15 protein-coding genes are annotated in these 16,172 nt (G+C 60.2%); 6 read left to right on the forward strand and 9 right to left on the reverse strand.

Features of this window, described 5'->3' with window-relative positions; all coding sequences use genetic code 11:
* Nucleotides 1-56: 56 nt before the first annotated feature.
* Nucleotides 57-908, reverse strand: coding sequence for an SIS domain-containing protein (locus A3709_RS16105; RefSeq protein ID WP_066057435.1), 852 nt, complete (start codon nt 906-908; stop codon nt 57-59).
* Nucleotides 909-1,005: 97 nt separating this feature from the next.
* Between A3709_RS16105 and uvrD the strand changes: the two genes are divergently transcribed.
* Together uvrD and A3709_RS16115 are read left to right on the forward strand one after the other, a co-directional pair.
* Complete coding sequence (gene uvrD, locus A3709_RS16110) at nt 1,006-3,159, forward strand: DNA helicase II (RefSeq protein WP_066056822.1); 2,154 nt, start codon at nt 1,006-1,008, stop codon at nt 3,157-3,159.
* A gap of 53 nt (nt 3,160-3,212) precedes the next feature.
* Nucleotides 3,213-4,373 (forward strand): TRAP transporter substrate-binding protein, encoded by a 1,161-nt coding sequence (locus A3709_RS16115; protein WP_066056826.1) that lies wholly within the window; start codon nt 3,213-3,215, stop codon nt 4,371-4,373.
* On the opposite strand, the gene A3709_RS16120 is transcribed toward A3709_RS16115, so the two are convergent.
* From A3709_RS16120 to A3709_RS16130, 3 genes are read right to left on the reverse strand one after another with little or no spacing between them, the layout of a single operon-like run.
* Nucleotides 4,370-4,765 (reverse strand): acyl-CoA thioesterase, encoded by a 396-nt coding sequence (locus tag A3709_RS16120; RefSeq protein ID WP_066056828.1) that lies wholly within the window; start codon nt 4,763-4,765, stop codon nt 4,370-4,372. The two genes, A3709_RS16115 and A3709_RS16120, sit on opposite strands and share 4 nt — an antisense overlap.
* A gap of 25 nt (nt 4,766-4,790) precedes the next feature.
* Nucleotides 4,791-6,152: a TRAP transporter large permease subunit gene (locus A3709_RS16125; RefSeq protein WP_066056831.1), complete on the reverse strand. Its 1,362-nt coding sequence runs from the start codon at nt 6,150-6,152 to the stop codon at nt 4,791-4,793.
* A 1-nt stretch (nt 6,153) separates the two neighbouring features.
* The gene (locus A3709_RS16130; RefSeq protein WP_066056834.1) at nt 6,154-6,660 is read right to left on the reverse strand and encodes a TRAP transporter small permease subunit; all 507 of its coding nucleotides are present in this window, start codon (nt 6,658-6,660) and stop codon (nt 6,154-6,156) included.
* A gap of 112 nt (nt 6,661-6,772) precedes the next feature.
* Between A3709_RS16130 and yaaA the strand changes: the two genes are divergently transcribed.
* Complete coding sequence (yaaA, locus tag A3709_RS16135; RefSeq protein ID WP_066056837.1) at nt 6,773-7,555, forward strand: peroxide stress protein YaaA; 783 nt, start codon at nt 6,773-6,775, stop codon at nt 7,553-7,555.
* 2 nt (nt 7,556-7,557) lie between these two features.
* A complete protein-coding gene (locus tag A3709_RS16140) occupies nt 7,558-8,154 on the forward strand; it encodes a DUF938 domain-containing protein (protein WP_066056840.1) in 597 nt (198 codons plus the stop codon).
* Nucleotides 8,155-8,177: 23 nt separating this feature from the next.
* Here A3709_RS16140 and A3709_RS16145 read toward each other — a convergent pair whose 3' ends face one another.
* The 3 genes from A3709_RS16145 to A3709_RS16155 all read right to left on the reverse strand — a co-directional run bounded on the left by A3709_RS16145 (nt 8,178) and on the right by A3709_RS16155 (nt 10,858).
* Nucleotides 8,178-9,326: a GNAT family N-acetyltransferase gene (locus A3709_RS16145; protein WP_066056842.1), complete on the reverse strand. Its 1,149-nt coding sequence runs from the start codon at nt 9,324-9,326 to the stop codon at nt 8,178-8,180.
* A gap of 11 nt (nt 9,327-9,337) precedes the next feature.
* Nucleotides 9,338-10,195, reverse strand: coding sequence for a 4-hydroxybenzoate octaprenyltransferase (gene ubiA / locus A3709_RS16150; RefSeq protein WP_066056845.1), 858 nt, complete (start codon nt 10,193-10,195; stop codon nt 9,338-9,340).
* Between the two features lie 30 nt (nt 10,196-10,225).
* The gene (locus A3709_RS16155; protein WP_066056848.1) at nt 10,226-10,858 is read right to left on the reverse strand and encodes a chorismate lyase; all 633 of its coding nucleotides are present in this window, start codon (nt 10,856-10,858) and stop codon (nt 10,226-10,228) included.
* A 146-nt stretch (nt 10,859-11,004) separates the two neighbouring features.
* Here A3709_RS16155 and A3709_RS16160 point away from each other — a divergent pair, with 146 nt between their 5' ends.
* Entirely contained in the window at nt 11,005-12,375 is a 1,371-nt protein-coding gene (locus tag A3709_RS16160) for an FAD-dependent oxidoreductase (RefSeq protein WP_066056851.1), read from the forward strand.
* 4 nt (nt 12,376-12,379) lie between these two features.
* Nucleotides 12,380-12,937, forward strand: a complete 558-nt coding sequence (locus tag A3709_RS16165) for a DUF1415 domain-containing protein (RefSeq protein ID WP_066056854.1) — start codon at nt 12,380-12,382, stop codon at nt 12,935-12,937.
* A 268-nt stretch (nt 12,938-13,205) separates the two neighbouring features.
* Here A3709_RS16165 and recG read toward each other — a convergent pair whose 3' ends face one another.
* Together recG and A3709_RS16175 are read right to left on the reverse strand one after the other, a co-directional pair.
* Entirely contained in the window at nt 13,206-15,272 is a 2,067-nt protein-coding gene (gene recG, locus A3709_RS16170) for an ATP-dependent DNA helicase RecG (protein WP_066056857.1), read from the reverse strand.
* Entirely contained in the window at nt 15,269-16,171 is a 903-nt protein-coding gene (locus A3709_RS16175) for a hydrogen peroxide-inducible genes activator (protein ID WP_066056860.1), read from the reverse strand. Before A3709_RS16175 ends, recG begins: the two co-directional genes overlap by 4 nt.
* Nucleotide 16,172 lies beyond the last annotated feature (1 nt).

The following is a 16,172-nucleotide window of genomic DNA, read 5'->3' on the forward strand; positions in this document are numbered from 1 at the left end:
ACCCCATCCCCTTTGTCGGGATAGTACCAGACCTCTACCGCCAATGCTGCCAAAACTCAGCTGCGCAAGTCCTGCAGGCCCCGACTTAATCGACCGAGATGGCGACTGACGACGGCGCCCTTGGACTTGGACACGCCCGCCGCGAGAATATCGATGACCGTGAGATGCGCGATACGCGATGGCAGTGGTGTATAGCGGGCGCCGGCCTGGTCCTGGACGTCGATGGGGATGGCGACACTGCAGCGTTCTATCACCGGCGTACCGCCCGGCGAGAGGCCGATGGTGACAGCGCCTGATTCGCTGACGCGATCGAGCGCCTCCAGCAGCGCGGTGCTACGACCTGACTGGGATATTGCCACCACGACATCGCGCGGGGTCAGGGACATGGCCACCATGGCCTGAATGTGCGGGTCTGAATGGGCGGCGCTGGGTATCTGCAGACGAAAAAACTTGTGCTGGGCATCAATGGCAACCGGAGCGGATGCGCCAAAGCCGTAAAACTCTGCCCTATTGGCGTTGGTAAGTGCCTCGACAGCGGCTTCAATCGCATCCAGGTCGAGGGAGTCGCGCACCTGGGTAAGGGTTTCCAGTGTGGCGTCAAACACCTTGTAGGTATAGTCGCGCGCGGTATCCCGCTCGTTGAGCGAGAACGGTTCGGAGGAGGTGGACATTGCATTGCGGGCCAGTGCCAATTTGAAGTTGCCAAAGCCCTCGCAGCCAATGGCGCGGCAGAAGCGCACAACGGTGGGCTCACTTACACCGGCGGCTGCAGCCAGGTCCACAACGCGCATGTGCATGACCTGGTCAGACTGGGCGAGTACCAGCTCCGCCACCTTTCGTTCCGAGCGGCGCAGGCTGTGCAGGCGAGATTCAATCTCGGGAAGTATGGGTCTGTCGGTGGCCGCCATGGCGAGAAATTCCTGTGCAGTGCCGCGTGAGTATAGCGCCAGTGGCGGATGGAAAAAATGTGAACCGCAGACCTTGGCTGTCGGGTAGAATGCGGGCATGGATGTATCAGATATTCTCTCCTCCCTTAACGAAGCCCAGCGAGAAGCCGTCGCTGCCGACAGCGGTAACCTGTTGGTGCTGGCCGGTGCCGGCAGTGGCAAAACCCGGGTGCTCGTACACCGCATTGCGTGGCTGATTCGCGCCGAAGGGCTGTCGCCCTGGTCGATTCTCGCCGTGACCTTTACCAATAAAGCGGCGCGCGAAATGCGCTCGCGTATCGAGGAAATGCTCCAAGTGCCGTCCCATGGCATGTGGGTGGGTACTTTCCACGGTCTCGCCCACCGCCTGTTGAAGGCGCATTGGAAAGAGGCGGGGCTTCCGCAGAATTTTCAGATTCTCGACAGCGATGACCAGCTGCGCCTGGTGAAGCGCGTTTGCCGCGAACTTGAACTAGACGAGGGTCGCTGGCCGCCCAAGCAGGCCATGTGGTACATCAACTCGCAAAAGGATGAGGGGCTGCGGTCGCGGCATATCGATGTGCCCCATGGCGACCTGTTTGGCCAGACTATGTTGCAGGTATACCGCGCCTATGAGGAAGCCTGTGAGCGCGGCGGCATGGTGGACTTTGCTGAGCTGCTATTGCGCGCTCATGAGCTCTGGCTCAAAGCGCCGGAAGTCCTGGCGCACTACCAGGGACGCTTCAAGCAAATTCTGGTGGACGAGTTTCAGGACACCAATACGATTCAGTACGCTTGGCTGCAGGTGCTGGCGGGGAGGCATATTCCGGTCATGGCCGTCGGCGATGACGACCAGNCTATCTACGGTTGGCGCGGCGCCAAGATCGAGAATATCCAGCGCTTTGCGGATGACTTCGAAGGCACGCGCACGGTGCGCCTGGAGCAGAACTACCGTTCCACTCAGACCATATTGCAGGCTGCCAATGGGGTGATTGGCTTTAACTTTGGCAGGCTGGGTAAAGAGCTATGGACTGCGGGTGAGTCCGGTGATCCCATTACGCTCTACGCTGGTTTCAATGAACACGACGAAGCCCGCTTCATTGTCGAACAGGCCCAGGACTGGATTGACGGTGGCCAGAACCGGTCGTCAGTGGCCGTGCTGTATCGCTCCAATGCCCAGTCCCGGGTGCTGGAAGAGGGATTGATCAGGGCTGGCTTGCCCTATCGCATTTACGGCGGCCAGCGGTTCTATGAGCGGCTTGAGATTCGCAACGCACTGGCATATCTGCGCCTGATCCAGAGTCGCGGCGACGACGCTGCTATCGAGCGTGTCATCAATACACCGCCGCGTGGCATTGGTTCGAAAACGCTCGAGGTGGTTCGCGAGGTCGCTCGCAGCCGTACCGTTTCCCTGTGGCAGGCCATTGCCGCCGCGATTGAGGAGAAACTGCTGCCCGCCCGGGCCCTTGGCGCTCTGGAGGGCTTTGCGGTGTTGATCAATGAACTCGACACTGGCACGGATGAGCTATCCCTCGAAGAGCTGGTCGAGCATGTGATTCACGCCTCTGGACTCATTGAATTTCACCAGAAAGAAAAAGGTGAGAAGGGGCAGGCGCGTATCGAAAACCTCGAGGAACTGGTCAGCGCTGCCAAGCAGTTCGTGGCAGAAGAGGGCGACGATGCGTCGCCATTGCAGCAGTTTCTGGACAACGCCGCGCTGGATGCCGGCGATGCCCAGGCGGATGAGCACGAGGACAGTGTGCAATTGATGACCCTGCACTCCGCCAAGGGGCTTGAATTCCCCCTGGTGTTTCTCGCCGGCATGGAGGAAAACCTGTTTCCCCACCGTATGTCTGCCGAGGAGCCCGGGCGCATGGAGGAAGAGCGTCGTCTCTGCTATGTGGGTATTACCCGCGCCATGGAAAAGCTGGTGCTGACTTATGCCGAGTCGCGACGCCTGCACGGCAGCGAAACTTTTAACACACCATCGCGCTTTGTGCGTGAGATCCCCGCGGAGTTGCTGCAGGAAGTGCGGCTCAATACCACCGTGGCTCGGCCAGTGAGTACGCTTTCCCAGGCAGAGGTGCCAGACACGGGCCTGAGCCTCGGCCAGCGTGTTTACCACCAGATTTTTGGTGAGGGCACCGTGTTAAACTTTGAAGGCCGAGGCAACACCGCCCGGGTTGAAGTCAACTTCGACACCGAGGGCAGCAAGTGGCTGGTATTGCAGTACGCGAACCTGCAGCTGGTCTGACCCAGGCGCCCCATCGTTCGATTGAATAACAACAATATTGAGGAAACCAAGGCATGGCCACTGGCGATATGGAAAAGCGCTTAAGCCCCCTGATTATTCTGGTACTGGTCGCCGCGTTGGTGGCTGTTATTGCCCTATGGGCAACGGATACGTCACGCAATAGCGGCCCGGTTTACGCCGGAGGTGGTGTCAGCAATGCCGAGGTGATCGAGTGGAAACTGGTCACCACCTGGCCGAAGAACTTTCCCGGCCTTGGTTCTGCCGCCGTTAACCTCAGCCGCAACGTCGAAGCGATGAGCGGTGGGCGCCTCAAGATTCACGTTTATGGCGCAGGAGAGATTGTGCCGGCCCTGGGGGTGTTTGATGCCGTGAGCCAGGGTGTGGCTGATGCCGGACACGGCGCCGCTTACTACTGGAAGGGCAAGGTGCCCTCATCGGTATTCTTTACCGCCGTGCCTTTTGGCCTTAACGCCCAGGAAACCTATGGCTGGCTGCACTATGGCGGCGGCCTCGAGTTGTGGCGCGAAGCCTATGCCCCTTTTAACCTGGTACCGTTTGCCGGCGGCAGCACAGGTGTGCAGATGGCCGGCTGGTTTAACAAAGAGCTGAACACCGCGGATGACCTGCGCGGCCTGAAAATGCGTATTCCCGGCCTGGCCGGCGAGGTGTTCGCCGCCGCCGGCGGGACCGCAGTCACCATACCGGGGGGTGAGCTTTACACCTCACTGCAAACCGGCGTTATCGATGCACTAGAATGGGTGGGGCCCTATAACGACCGTATTCTGGGTTTCCACGAGGTGGCCAGATACTACTACTACCCTGGCTGGCACGAACCCGGTTCAGTACTGGAATTTATCGTCAATGAAGATTCACTGAATGCGCTGCCGGAGGATTTGCGCGCAATTGTTGAGCACGCCGCGCGCGCGGCCAGCCAGGATATGCTCGATGAATACACCGGCCGCAACAACCAGGCTCTACAGTCTCTTGTAGATGAACATGATGTGCAGCTGCGTCGCCTGCCGGACGACGTGCTGCGGGCGCTGTGGCAGGGTACGCGTCAGGCGATGGATGAGCTCGTTGCGCGCGACCCCATGGCGGCCAAGGTGTATGCCTCTTACAGCGAATTTTACAAAGGGGTGCGCAACTACCACCACATTTCAGAGCAGGCGTACTACAATCTGCGCGATGAAGTGATGGGTGATGAGGATTATTAAGGGTTCTCTATAGCCCGGGTGCGGCCATTCTCGTCGATGGCCACGAACACGAATTCACCTTCGGTCACTTTAATGGGTTCGCCGTCGTGTTTGGAGTTGATCCACACTTCTACCACGATGCGGATTGAGCTACGGCCAATCTCGAGCACGTCGCAGTAGCAGGACACCACCGCTCCTACATGTACCGGAGTCAGGAAAACCATGCCGTTAATGGCAACGGTAGCTACGCGGCCGCCGGCCACGTCACCGGCGGTGACCATGCCGGCAATATCCATTTGCGACATTAACCAGCCACCGAAAATATCCCCGGAGGGGTTGGTGTCGGCGGGCATGGCCACGGNCTGCAGAGCCAGTTCCCCGTGAGGAACCGGGGTGGAATCGATATCGTTCATGATCAGTCTCGACTAGTTATCTTGGTCACTGCTTGAGCTGGCCCGGTAGCCAGGTGGCCATTTCCGGCCAGACCCAAAGGGCTGAAATCAGTAGCAGCTGGATAATTATAAAGGGAACCACGCCACGGTAAATAGCACTTGTGGGTAGGCTGGCCGGGGCGACCCCGCGCAGGTAGAACAGCGCAAAGCCAAAGGGCGGCGTCAGGAAGGAGGTTTGCAGGTTCAGCGCTATCACCACACCCAGCCAGATCGGGTCCAGCCCCATGGCCAGCAGAATCGGGCCGACAATGGGCACAACCACGTAGGTAATTTCGATAAAATCGAGAATAAAGCCGAGCAGGAAGATGGCGACCATCACTACCAGGGTGGCGCCCATGACACCGCCGGGGATGTCCTGGAAGAAGCCGTGGATCAATTCCTCGCCGCCAAAGCCGCGGAACACCAGCGAGAACAGGGCTGCGCCGAGCAGGATGAGGAAGACCATGCAGGTGACTTCCATGGTGCTCACCACGACTTGGCGCAGGCGCTGGCGGTCCATCTGGCCTTTTGCGTAGGCGAGGATAAGTGCGCCTACGGCACCGATGCCGGCAGCTTCGGTGGGTGTGGCGGCGCCCGCGAGAATCGAGCCAAGTACCACCACGATAAGCGCCAGCGGTGGCAATAGTCCTTTCAGCAACTGCGCCGGGCTGATGCCGGTACTTTTGGCCGCGGGCGCTGCCTCAGGCTTGAGGAACGAGTACACCAGAATGTACAGAATATAGAGGCCCACCAGTACCAGCCCCGGTATCAGGGCGCCGACAAACAAGTCGCCCACTGACACGGTTTTGGGTTGGTATACGTTCATGGACAGTTGTGCTTGTTGATAGGCATTGGCCAGCACGTCGCCCAGCAGCACCAGCGCAATCGAAGGCGGAATAATCTGGCCCAGGGTGCCGGTCGCGCAAATCGTGCCCGCCGCCAGGGAGGGACTGTAGTTATTGCGCAGCATGGTAGGCAGTGACAGCAGCCCCATGGTGACCACGGTGGCGCCGACAATACCGGTGCTGGCGGCCAGCAGCATGCCGACCACCACCACTGAGATACCCAGGCCGCCGCGCAGGCCGCCGAAGGCCTTGGCCATGCTGTCCAGTAACTCCTCGGCTATTTTGGATTTCTCGAGGATGTTGCCCATAAGAATGAACAGCGGCACCGCGATCAGCGTCATGTTGTTAATGGTGCCGAAAATGCGGCCGGGCAGAGCGTTGAGAAAACCGGCGTCAAATACACCCGTCAGTACACCGCCGGCGGCAAAGGCCAGGGCGGTGCCGGCGAGGGTGAGGGCCACAGGGTAGCCGAGCATAAGCAGCAGACATACGGCGGCAAACAGGTAGAGGGACAAGTACTCCATGTCAGTCCTCCACCAGCACCAGGGCGCTACGCAGGGTCTCTGCAATGCCCTGAAGCAGCAGATTGATCGCCATGGCGGGAATCAGGCTCTTGAGCAGGAAGACGGCGGGAATGCCCCCTGGTTCTGAGGATATCTCGCGGATCGCCCAGGATTCGGTCACAAATTGCCAGCTCACGACGATGACAAAGACGCAAAACGGCAGCAGAAACACGATACCTCCCAGGGCGTTCACCCATGCTTTGCCGCGCTCGCTGAAATCCCGATAAAAAATATCGACGCGCACATGAGCGCCGGCTTTCAGGGCATAGGCCGCACCGAGCATGAACAGGCAGCCGTGCATATAGGTGACCATTTCCTGGGCGAAAATCGAGTTGGTGTTAAAACCGTAGCGCATGACGACAATGACGGCAGTGACCAGGCCCATGGCCAGTGCCAGCCATGCCAGCAGGCGGCCGCTGAGCTCGGTAATCCGATCAATGACGTGAACGACAGCGTGAGGGCTGGGCATGAACAGAACTTATCCCGGGGGTTTTTGATTATTGGGGCGCAGAGTATCATAGCAACCGCAGCAATGGGCGCGCCTGGGCGCCGCCCGCTCAATTCATCACAAGGCAGGCATTATGCTCACAGTAATTTCCCCGGCCAAAACACTGGATTACGACACCCCACCGACCACTCGCAAGTCCACTCAGCCCCAGTTCCTGGCGCAGGCCGAGCTGCTGATTGAAGACGCACGGCAGTTGAGCCCTGACGATATTCGCAGCCTGATGGGGGTGAGCGAAAACATTGCCGAGCTGAACCACGCCCGTTTCATGAATTGGGGCACACCCTTCACGCTCGACAATGCCAAGCAGGCGGTGCTGGCGTTTAAGGGCGACGTGTATACCGGTCTCGAGGCAGAGACGTTGACCGCGTCACAGCTGACATTTGCCCAGAAGCACCTGTGCATACTGTCAGGCTTGTATGGCCTGCTCCGTCCCCTGGACCTGATGCAGCCTTACCGGCTGGAGATGGGTCTGAAGTTCGCAAATTCCGGCGGCAAAAACCTCTACGAATTCTGGGGAACAGACATTACCGGTCTGTTGCAGAAGCAATTGAAGAAGTCCGGCTCAGCGGTGCTGGTTAACCTGGCGTCCAATGAGTACTTCAAGTCCGTGAAGTCGCGAGAACTGGAGGCCGATATTGTTACGCCGGTCTTCAAGGACCTCAAAGGCGGCAAGTACAAGGTCATCAGCTTCTACGCCAAGAAGGCCCGTGGCCAGATGGCGCGCTATATCATTGACAATGAACTGAATGATCCCGAAGCGCTGAAGAAGTACAAAGTAGATGGCTACAAGTATAACCGCGCCGAATCCAGTGCCCGCGACCTGGTGTTCACTCGCGATGTGCCGCCCGGGGCCTAGCCTTGAGCGATCTGCCTTACTCTCAGGCCTGCGAAAATAATAAGGACCCGATTCTGGCGGTGTTGCGCCGGGTCTTTGCCGATAGCAGCGAGGTGCTGGAGATAGCTTCAGGTACAGGCCAACATGCGACCTGGTTTGCCGAGCACATGCCGCACCTGCGTTGGTTGCCCACCGACCAGCCCTCGCATCTGGACGCTGTAAGACCGCGCTGCCAGGCCTATGCGGGTGACAATCTTGCGGCGCCGGTGGCGCTGGATGTGAGTACACGCCCCTGGTCCGTGGAGCGGATTCCCAGTGCCTTGTTTACCGCCAATAGCCTGCACATCATGCCGTGGTCATCGGTGTGTGATTTGTTTGCTGAACTGGGTGAGCGCGCTGAGGCAGATACACGGCTGGCGATATACGGGCCGTTTAACTATGGCGGCGAGTACACGTCGCACAGTAACGCCCGGTTCGATCAGTGGCTGGCACAGCAGTCGGAGTACAGTGCGATTCGCGACTTTGAGCGGGTGAACGAACTTGCCAGCGAGGCCGGCTTTGAATTACTCGAAGACACTCCTATGCCTGCCAATAACCGGCTGATTGTCTGGTCCAGTTAGATTCGCCTGCCAATTGCCCCCGATTAATCCGGGCTGTTGGTGTTCTTGAACGGCAATAAGGTTTCAGCTTCCCGTTTGTATTCGGCGGTGTGTGGTAATTCGGAGCGGGTAAAGTCAGCTACGGCGGCGCTCAGGTTCGGATCGGCAATCCAGTGGTTGGACCAGGTATCTGTAGGCCGGAAACCGCGTTGAATTTTGTGCTCACCCTGGGCGCCGGGATCGAACCGTGCAACACCGTTTTCTATGCAGTATTCGATGCCACGGTAATAACAGGCCTCAAAGTGCAGGCAGTCGTATTCTTCCAGGCAGCCCCAATAGCGCCCGAACAGGGTGTCGGATGAGCGGAAGTAGAGCGCGGCCGCCACCGCTCGCTGTTCGCGCCGCGCGATAACCATCACCACCTGGTGACCCAGGGTTGGCAGGAGCTCCGTGAAGAACTCGCGGCTCAGATAGCCGCCGTGGCCACTGCGCTTGGCGTAGGTAATTTGGTAAAAATGGTGAAAGCGCTCCCAGTCCTCGGCGCTGATCTGTTCACCCTCCAGGGTGCTTAGTTCCAGTCCCTGTTCGTCAATGCGGCGACGCTCCCGCCTCAGGTTTTTGCGTTTGCGGCTGGAAAACTCCGCGAGAAAGGCATCGAAGTTGTCGTAGCCGTTGTTAAACCAGTGGAACTGTACCGCCGCGCGCTGGTGGCATTGGCGCGCCAGAAACCCGTCCGATACGTCCTTTTCTGGAAACAGCAAATGCCAGCTGGAAATGTCCTGGCCGGCGGCGAATTGCTGGATAGCGCTGAGCGCGGCGTCCATGGCGGCTGCGGCGTTCAGCGCCGGTGTGTGTGCCAGGCGTGGGCCGGTGGCGGGGGTAAAGGGAATCGCTGACACCAGTTTGGGGTAGTACTGCAGGCCGCTGCGTTCCCAGGCTCGCGCCCAGGACCAGTCGAACACGTATTCACCGTAGGAGTGTGACTTCAGGTATAGCGGCAGGGCCGCCACAACTACCCCGGCGTCGCGAAGCACAAGGTGGCAGGGCTGCCAGCCGGATTCGGCCGTGGTGCAGTCGGTCTGTTCCAGCCCCAGCAGAAACTTATGGCGGGTGAACGGATAATCGGTGCCGAACAGGCCATCCCAGTCTGACGCGTCAACCTGTTCCAGGCTGGTGATAAATTCTGCTTCCATGTCAGTCGTGTTTACAGGGCATAGTCCAGGGCGAGGCCGATAAATATCACGGCGCCTACCCAGTTGTTGTGCAGAAAAGCCTGGAAACAGGCTGCGGGATCGCGCTCGCGAATGAGATATTGATGGTACGCGCACAGCCCCGCAGCGGATGCCAGGCCCAGGTAGTAGAACGTACCCAGCTCAAAGGCCTGCCCCGTGGCTACCATCAGGCCCAGGAACAGCAGCTGTAACAGTCCGACGATAATTCTGTCGTAGCGACCGAACAATATGGCGGTAGATTTAATCCCCNCCNCCAGATCATCGTCTCGATCTACCATCGCGTACTTGGTGTCGTAAGCCACCGTCCAGGCGAGATTGGCGAAATACACCAGCCACAAGGGGGTGGGCAGCGCATTATTCTGTGCTGCGAATGCCATGGGTATGCCCCAGGAAAACGCCGCCCCGAGCACCACCTGGGGCAAGTGGGTATAGCGCTTCATAAATGGGTAGGTCGACGCCAATGCGACGGCCGCAAAGGAAAGCTTAATGGTGAGCGGATTGGTGAACAGCACCAGTACAAAGGCCGCCAGCAGCAGCGTGACAAACAGGATGCGCGCTTCCTTTACCGTGACCGCGCCGGTGACCAGCGGGCGTGCCTCAGTGCGCGTCACTTCGCCGTCCCAGTGCCGGTCTGCGAGGTCGTTGACCACACAGCCCGCCGAGCGCATTAAAAACGTGCCGAGCGTGAATATTATGAGCAGTTTGAGGTCGGGGAGCCCGCCTGCGGCCAGCCACAGGGCCCACAGCGTCGGCCATAGCAGCAGCGTTGTGCCTATGGGTTTGTCGAAGCGAATGAGGGCAAGCAGCGCCTGGGCTTTGGAGCGTGACATCAATGAATACTGGGCCGGAAAGCCCCCAGCTTAATGCTTCGGGCGGACAATTGCAGCGCTGACTTTGCCGCGCTGGGTGCGGTGCACTGGCAACACAGCGCGCCAGGGTTCGAACGCCTCGAGAAAGACCTCGCTGACCATGACGCTGCGGCCGCCCATATCAAAGCGCGACCGACGCGCCCAGGCCTCGTCCGGCTGCTGAACCTGGGGCGGCAAGTATTCGCTATCGCCGGTAATCCTGGCGAGCTCGAATGGGCTGCGGCGCATATTGGGGTCGCTGAACAGAATGGCCCCGAGGGGTTTGGTCTGTAATCTGCGCAGGTGGGTGAGATCACCGGTGAGGCTCGAAAGTGGCATGACGCTGCGGGCGAATACCACCCGCTGGTCGCCTTGCTTGAGCAGCACCTCGCGGATGATGGCCAGTTGGCGCTGTCCCAGCTCCAACAAGCGCTGCTCGCTTGGCAGTGGCACTTCCCAGCCCTGGAACAGGCGCTGCACCGAGAACGTCCCACGGCGCTGTTCTATCAGCCTGCCCGTGAGGGAACCGTCGTCCAGCAACCAGCGGCGGACATGCGCTGACAACTCCCCGGACGTGAAGCGCTGATGAGGGCGCCACATGGGTTCGTGCTGGACTCGATTGCGGGTTTCAGGACTGTCTTGCATGGCCCGGGGAGAATGCTTGATAGCGCCTTCCCTTGCAAGTTGCCGGTGGCTCAAATTGTCAGCTCGCGGGTTGCGAATTGCCCTTGCACATTTTTCACACAACCCTATAGTGGTGCGTCCCCGATTAACCCTTGAGCGAGTTCGAAATGAGTAGATGGGAATGTATTGTCTGTGGCCTGGTGTACGACGAGAAGGAAGGCTGGCCTGACGATGGCATCGCCCCCGGCACCAAGTGGGAAGATGTGCCTGAAGACTGGCTTTGCCCCGACTGTGGGGTCGGCAAAGAAGACTTTGAGCTGCTCGAGGAGTCGCCGATTGAGGACACCCCGCATCACGAGGAACCGGTGGTGGACAAGGTCAACGCCCCGGTCGTCATTCTGGGCACGGGCCTCGCCGGCTACGGTCTCGCTAAGGAGTTCCGCAAGCACGACGCCGAGACCCCACTGATTCTGATCACTTCAGACGATGGCCGCTCTTACTCCAAGCCGATGTTGTCCACAGGCTACACCAAGGACATGAGCACCGACGATCTGGCACAAATGGATGCCGGCTCTATGGGCCGTATGCTCAAGGCCAGTGTATGGACTATGACCAAGGTGGGCGAAATCGACACCGCCAACCAGTTGATCAAGGTCGGCGACAACGAAACCGCCGTGCACTACAGCAAGCTGGTACTGGCGCTGGGCGCCGATGTTATCCGCCCGCCCATTGAAGGCGATGGCCTGGACAAGGTGTACTCCATTAACGACCTGCTGGACTTCGACGATTTCCGCACGGCCATGAAGAAGAACGATGCCAAGAAGGTCTGCCTGATTGGTGGCGGCCTGATCGGTTGCGAGTACACCAACGACCTGATTAACGGTGGCTTTGCTACTGAGACTGTCGACCCCCTGGGTTACTGTCTGCCGACGTTGTTGCCAGAACCTGCCGGCAAGGCTGTTCAGGCCGCGCTTGAAGAGAAGGGCGCCAAGTTCCACTTCGGCCCGCTCGTGACCGCGGTTAATAATGCCGATAGCGGTGTGAAGGTCAGCCTGAACAACGGCGAGACCATTGACGCCGATCTGGTGGTTTCGGCCGTGGGCGTTCGCCCCCGTGTCGATCTGGCCCAGGCCTCTGGTATCAATACCAATCGCGGTGTCGTCACCAACCGCCTGCTGGAAACCAGTGCTCCCAACGTGTACGCCATGGGCGATTGCGCCGAGGTGAACGGCCACGTACTGGTGTACGTTGCGCCGCTGATGGCCCAGGCTCGCGCCCTGGCCAAGACCCTCACTGGCGAGCCGACCGAGGTGAGCTATCCGGCCATGCCCGTCACCATCAAGGTGCCCGCCTGCCCGGTTACCGTTGCGCCACCGGCACAGGGCGCTGAGGGTGAATGGTCCTTCGAGATCGACGGCAGTAACGTTAAGGGTGAATTCCGCAATGCCGCGGGCGACCTGCTCGGGTTTGCCCTGACTGGCGATGCTACCAAGCAGAAGATGGCGCTGCAGAAAGAACTGCCGCCCATCATGCCCTGAGGCAATGCCTGACCGGGATGCGGTAGAGCGGCAGACGCGCGCATGGCTGACAGAGTTCGTTGTCGGCCTCAACCTCTGCCCCTTCGCCCGCCCGGTCCTCGACAGCCCGGCCCTTCGGGTCGCGGTCTGTGACAAAACAGAAGGCCCAGACTTGCTCCGGGCTTTTTTGTTGGAGCTGGATCTGCTGCAGTCCACACCGGAAGAAGATGTGGCCACCACGCTGCTGGTGTTTGCCAATGCCCTGCAGTCCTTCGATGACTATCTCGATCTTCTTGCCGACGCCCAGGATCTCCTGCATGAGTCCGGCCTGGAAGGCGTGATCCAACTGGCGAGTTTTCATCCGGACTATCTGTTCGACGGCGAAGACCCTGCTGCCACCAGCCATTTCAGTAATCGCGCACCCTGGCCGACGATCCATTTCCTGCGCGAAGACATGCTGTCCCGGGTGCTCGGCGACTACCCTGATCCCGAGGCGATTCCCCAGCGCAATATGCAGACTCTGGCGTCAATTGGGTTGCTCGCACTCAAGTCGAAAACCCGGGAGCTTCGCGAGGGATCTTGATTTTTGGACGGTGCTGGCTAGCCGCACCTCCGTGGAATGATTGCTTGCTGAACGGCCACATGCTCCGCTTCGGCAGCTACGGCCGTGGGGCAACTCGGAGTGGGATTGCTGCGCAATCCTCAAGCACTCCCCGCGGAAAGCCCTTCGCTGCCTCTGGCTGCGCATAAGCGTGGCCTGATGGTTCAGCATGCAATCATTCCACGGAGGCGCTCGGTTGCGTCAGTGATGTGGGACCTGTGGTTCTACTGATCTAGCTGGAAGAGAGCGGTTAAACTTTGGCAAACTGCCGAGTACTGCCCGTCCACCGCTGAACCAGCGGTTCCACCAGTGCCGGATGATGCGCCTGAATATCCGCCGCAATCTCCTGTACCTTGTCTAGCAGGTGATTGTGGGCCGGAAGCTGCGCCACGCGAAACTCCATCAGCCCCGTCTGTCGGGTGCCCAGCACTTCGCCCGGCCCGCGCAATTCCAGATCTTTCTCGGCAATATAAAACCCGTCGCTGCTCTCGCGCATGGCGGTGAGGCGCTGTTTGCCGTTGGTGGACAACGGTGACTGGTAGAGCAGCACGCAGTGGCTGGCTGCCTCGCCGCGGCCGACCCGGCCGCGCAGCTGGTGTAGCTGTGCCAGGCCCAGTCGCTCCGGATTCTCGATAATCATCAGGCTGGCATTGGGTACGTCGACGCCCACTTCGATGACAGTGGTGGCGACCAGCAGGTCGAGGTCGCCGGCTTTGAAGGCGGCCATTACCGTGTCTTTCTCCACCGGTTTCAGGCGCCCGTGCACCAGGCCGATGCGCAGTTGTGGCAGCGCGGCCTGCAATTCGGTCGCGGTGGCTTCGGCGGCCTGGGCCTGGAGAACATCACTTTCTTCAACCAGCGTGCACACCCAGTAGGTCTGGCGTCCGTTCTCGCAGGCAGCGGCGACGCGTTCGACGATACGCTCGCGGCGGGTGTTGTCGATGAGTACCGTCTCCACCGGCTTTCTGCCCGGGGGCAGTTCGTCGATGATTGAGCAGTCCAGGTCAGCGTAGGCGACCATGGACAGCGTGCGCGGAATGGGTGTGGCAGTCATCACCAGCTGGTGCGGCCGGCCGACATCGGGCCCGGATTTCTCGGTCAGCGACAGACGCTGGTGAACCCCAAAGCGGTGTTGTTCGTCGACAACCACCAGGCCCAGGCGGTGGAACATGACGTCGTCCTGGAACAGGGCATGGGTGCCCACGACCAGGCCGGCACTGCCGCTGGCGATTTGCTCGAGGGCGGCCTTGCGCATTTTACCCTTGCTGCGACCGCTCAACCAGGCGATTTCGATATTGAGATCGGCGAACCAGGTCGCAAAATTATTGCGGTGCTGCTCGGCGAGAATTTCGGTAGGGGCCATGATGGCGACCTGATAGCCGCTGGCAATGGCCCGCAGGGCGGCCGCAGCTGCTACCAGGGTTTTACCGGAGCCGACATCGCCCTGGACCAGTCGCATCATCGGGTGGGTACGGCCAATATCGGCGTCGATCTCGGCGATAACGCGCCGCTGCGCACCGGTGGGTGTAAAGGGCAGTGCCGCGAAAAAGCGTTCCAGCAATGCGTCGCCGCCCGTGAGGGCGGGTGAACCTTCGGCCTGTTGCTGCTGGCGCAGGCCTTGCAGGGTGAGGTTGTGTGCGACCAGTTCTTCGAGTGCGAGACGCAGTTGTGCCGGGTGTTCACCTGCGACCAGTTGTGCCTGGGGGGCTTCTGGCGGCGGCGTGTGCAAAAACGCCAGTGCGGCCGCCAGATCGTAGTTCAGTTGATGCCCCGGGGGCAGTAGGTCAGCGGGAGGATCGCGGCGCAGGCGCAACAGCGCTTGCTCGCAGAGCTTGCGCCACTGGTTCTGGCCAATGCCATTGGTAGTGGGATACACCGGTGTCAGCGCTTCCTCGTCGATGGCCTCATCGTCGGCCACCTGGCGATACTCCGGGTGATACATTTCCAGGCCACTGGCGCCGCGGCGGGCCTGGCCGAAGCAGCGCAGGCGCGTGCCCGGTTTGAGATTGTTCTTCTGCGCCGCTGAAAAGTGAAAGAACCTCAGGGTAAGCGTGCCGCTGCCGTCCTGAATCCGCACCACCAGCGAACGGCGTTTGCCAAAGGCGATATCGGCGACGCGAACGTCGCCCTCGACAACGACATCGTTACCGGCCTGGAGTGCGCCTATGGGGGTTACCCGGGTGCGGTCCTGGTAGCGCAGTGGCAAGTGGAAGAGGAGGTCTTCTACCCGGTGAACACCGTAGTCTGCGAGCTTGTTGGCGAGGGCGGGGCCCACGCCGCGCAGTTCCTGTACCGGTGCGCCGGCAATGCCGCTCATGCTTCCCGCAGGGCGTCCGTTAGTGCGTCGATGGCCTGGTGGCGAGGGTAGCTGACCCGCCAGGCCAGGGCGATGGTCCGCGTGGGTGCCGGATCAGTAAAGGGCCGCACTGTCAGCGGCGTGTCGCCGTACAGGGCCAGGCTGGCGGCGGAGTCAGGCAACACGGTAATACCCATGCCGCCGGCAACCATGTGTTTCAGGGTTTCCAGGGAGCTGCCCTCTACGGTCGCTTGGTCCCGGGCGTTGTGTTCGACGATCGATTCCTGCAGCCCCGGGCAGGCCTCCAGCACCTGGTCGCGAAAGCAGTGTCCCTCGCCCATCATCAGGACTTTGTGCGCGGCGAGGGCCGCGGGGTCGATGGCTTTTTCTTTCGCCAGGGGGTGATCTTCCGGCATCAGCACCACAAAGGGCTCGTCGTAGAGTGAGCGGGTCACCACGTCCGGTTCGGTAAAGGGCAGGGCAACGAAAATGGCATCCAGGGCGCCGCGGCTCAATTTGCCGCGCAGCGACGCGGTAAAGTTTTCCTCGATATACAGTGGCATCTCCGGCACCTGCTTGCGCAGGCTGGAGACCAATCGCGGGAACAGGTAAGGGCCGACGGTATAAATGGCACCGACCGACAAGACCGTGCCCAAGGGGTCCTTGCCCTGCTCCGCCAATTGGACCAGGTTGCTGGCTTCCTGCAATACCGTGCGCGCCTGGTTGACCACTTGCTCGCCAATTGGCGTGGGGCTGACCTTGTGCCGGGCGCGCTCGAACAGGTCGATACCCAGTTCTTCTTCCAGCTTTTTGATGGCGATGCTGAGAGTCGGCTGGCTGACATTGCACGTGTCGGCAGCCTTGCGAAAATGCCCGCACTCAGCGAGTGCAACCAGGTAGCGCAGTTCGGTGAGGGTCATG

It is taken from the genome of Halioglobus sp. HI00S01, from assembly GCF_001635445.1.
GTDB lineage: Bacteria > Pseudomonadota > Gammaproteobacteria > Pseudomonadales > Halieaceae > Halioglobus > Halioglobus japonicus.

Bases quoted from the DNA above. Each gene is read 5' to 3' on its own strand.
- A3709_RS16105 (WP_066057435.1), bottom strand. From the start codon at position 908: ATGGCGGCCACCGACAGACCCATACTTCCCGAGATTGAATCTCGCCTG.
- A3709_RS16115 (WP_066056826.1), top strand. From the start codon at position 3,213: ATGGCCACTGGCGATATGGAAAAGCGCTTAAGCCCCCTGATTATTCTG.
- A3709_RS16125 (WP_066056831.1), bottom strand. From the start codon at position 6,152: ATGGAGTACTTGTCCCTCTACCTGTTTGCCGCCGTATGTCTGCTGCTT.
- A3709_RS16130 (WP_066056834.1), bottom strand. From the start codon at position 6,660: ATGCCCAGCCCTCACGCTGTCGTTCACGTCATTGATCGGATTACCGAG.
- yaaA (WP_066056837.1), top strand. From the start codon at position 6,773: ATGCTCACAGTAATTTCCCCGGCCAAAACACTGGATTACGACACCCCA.
- A3709_RS16145 (WP_066056842.1), bottom strand. From the start codon at position 9,326: ATGGAAGCAGAATTTATCACCAGCCTGGAACAGGTTGACGCGTCAGAC.
- A3709_RS16155 (WP_066056848.1), bottom strand. From the start codon at position 10,858: ATGCAAGACAGTCCTGAAACCCGCAATCGAGTCCAGCACGAACCCATG.
- A3709_RS16160 (WP_066056851.1), top strand. From the start codon at position 11,005: ATGAGTAGATGGGAATGTATTGTCTGTGGCCTGGTGTACGACGAGAAG.
- A3709_RS16165 (WP_066056854.1), top strand. From the start codon at position 12,380: ATGCCTGACCGGGATGCGGTAGAGCGGCAGACGCGCGCATGGCTGACA.
- recG (WP_066056857.1), bottom strand. From the start codon at position 15,272: ATGAGCGGCATTGCCGGCGCACCGGTACAGGAACTGCGCGGCGTGGGC.
- A3709_RS16175 (WP_066056860.1), bottom strand. From the start codon at position 16,171: ATGACCCTCACCGAACTGCGCTACCTGGTTGCACTCGCTGAGTGCGGG.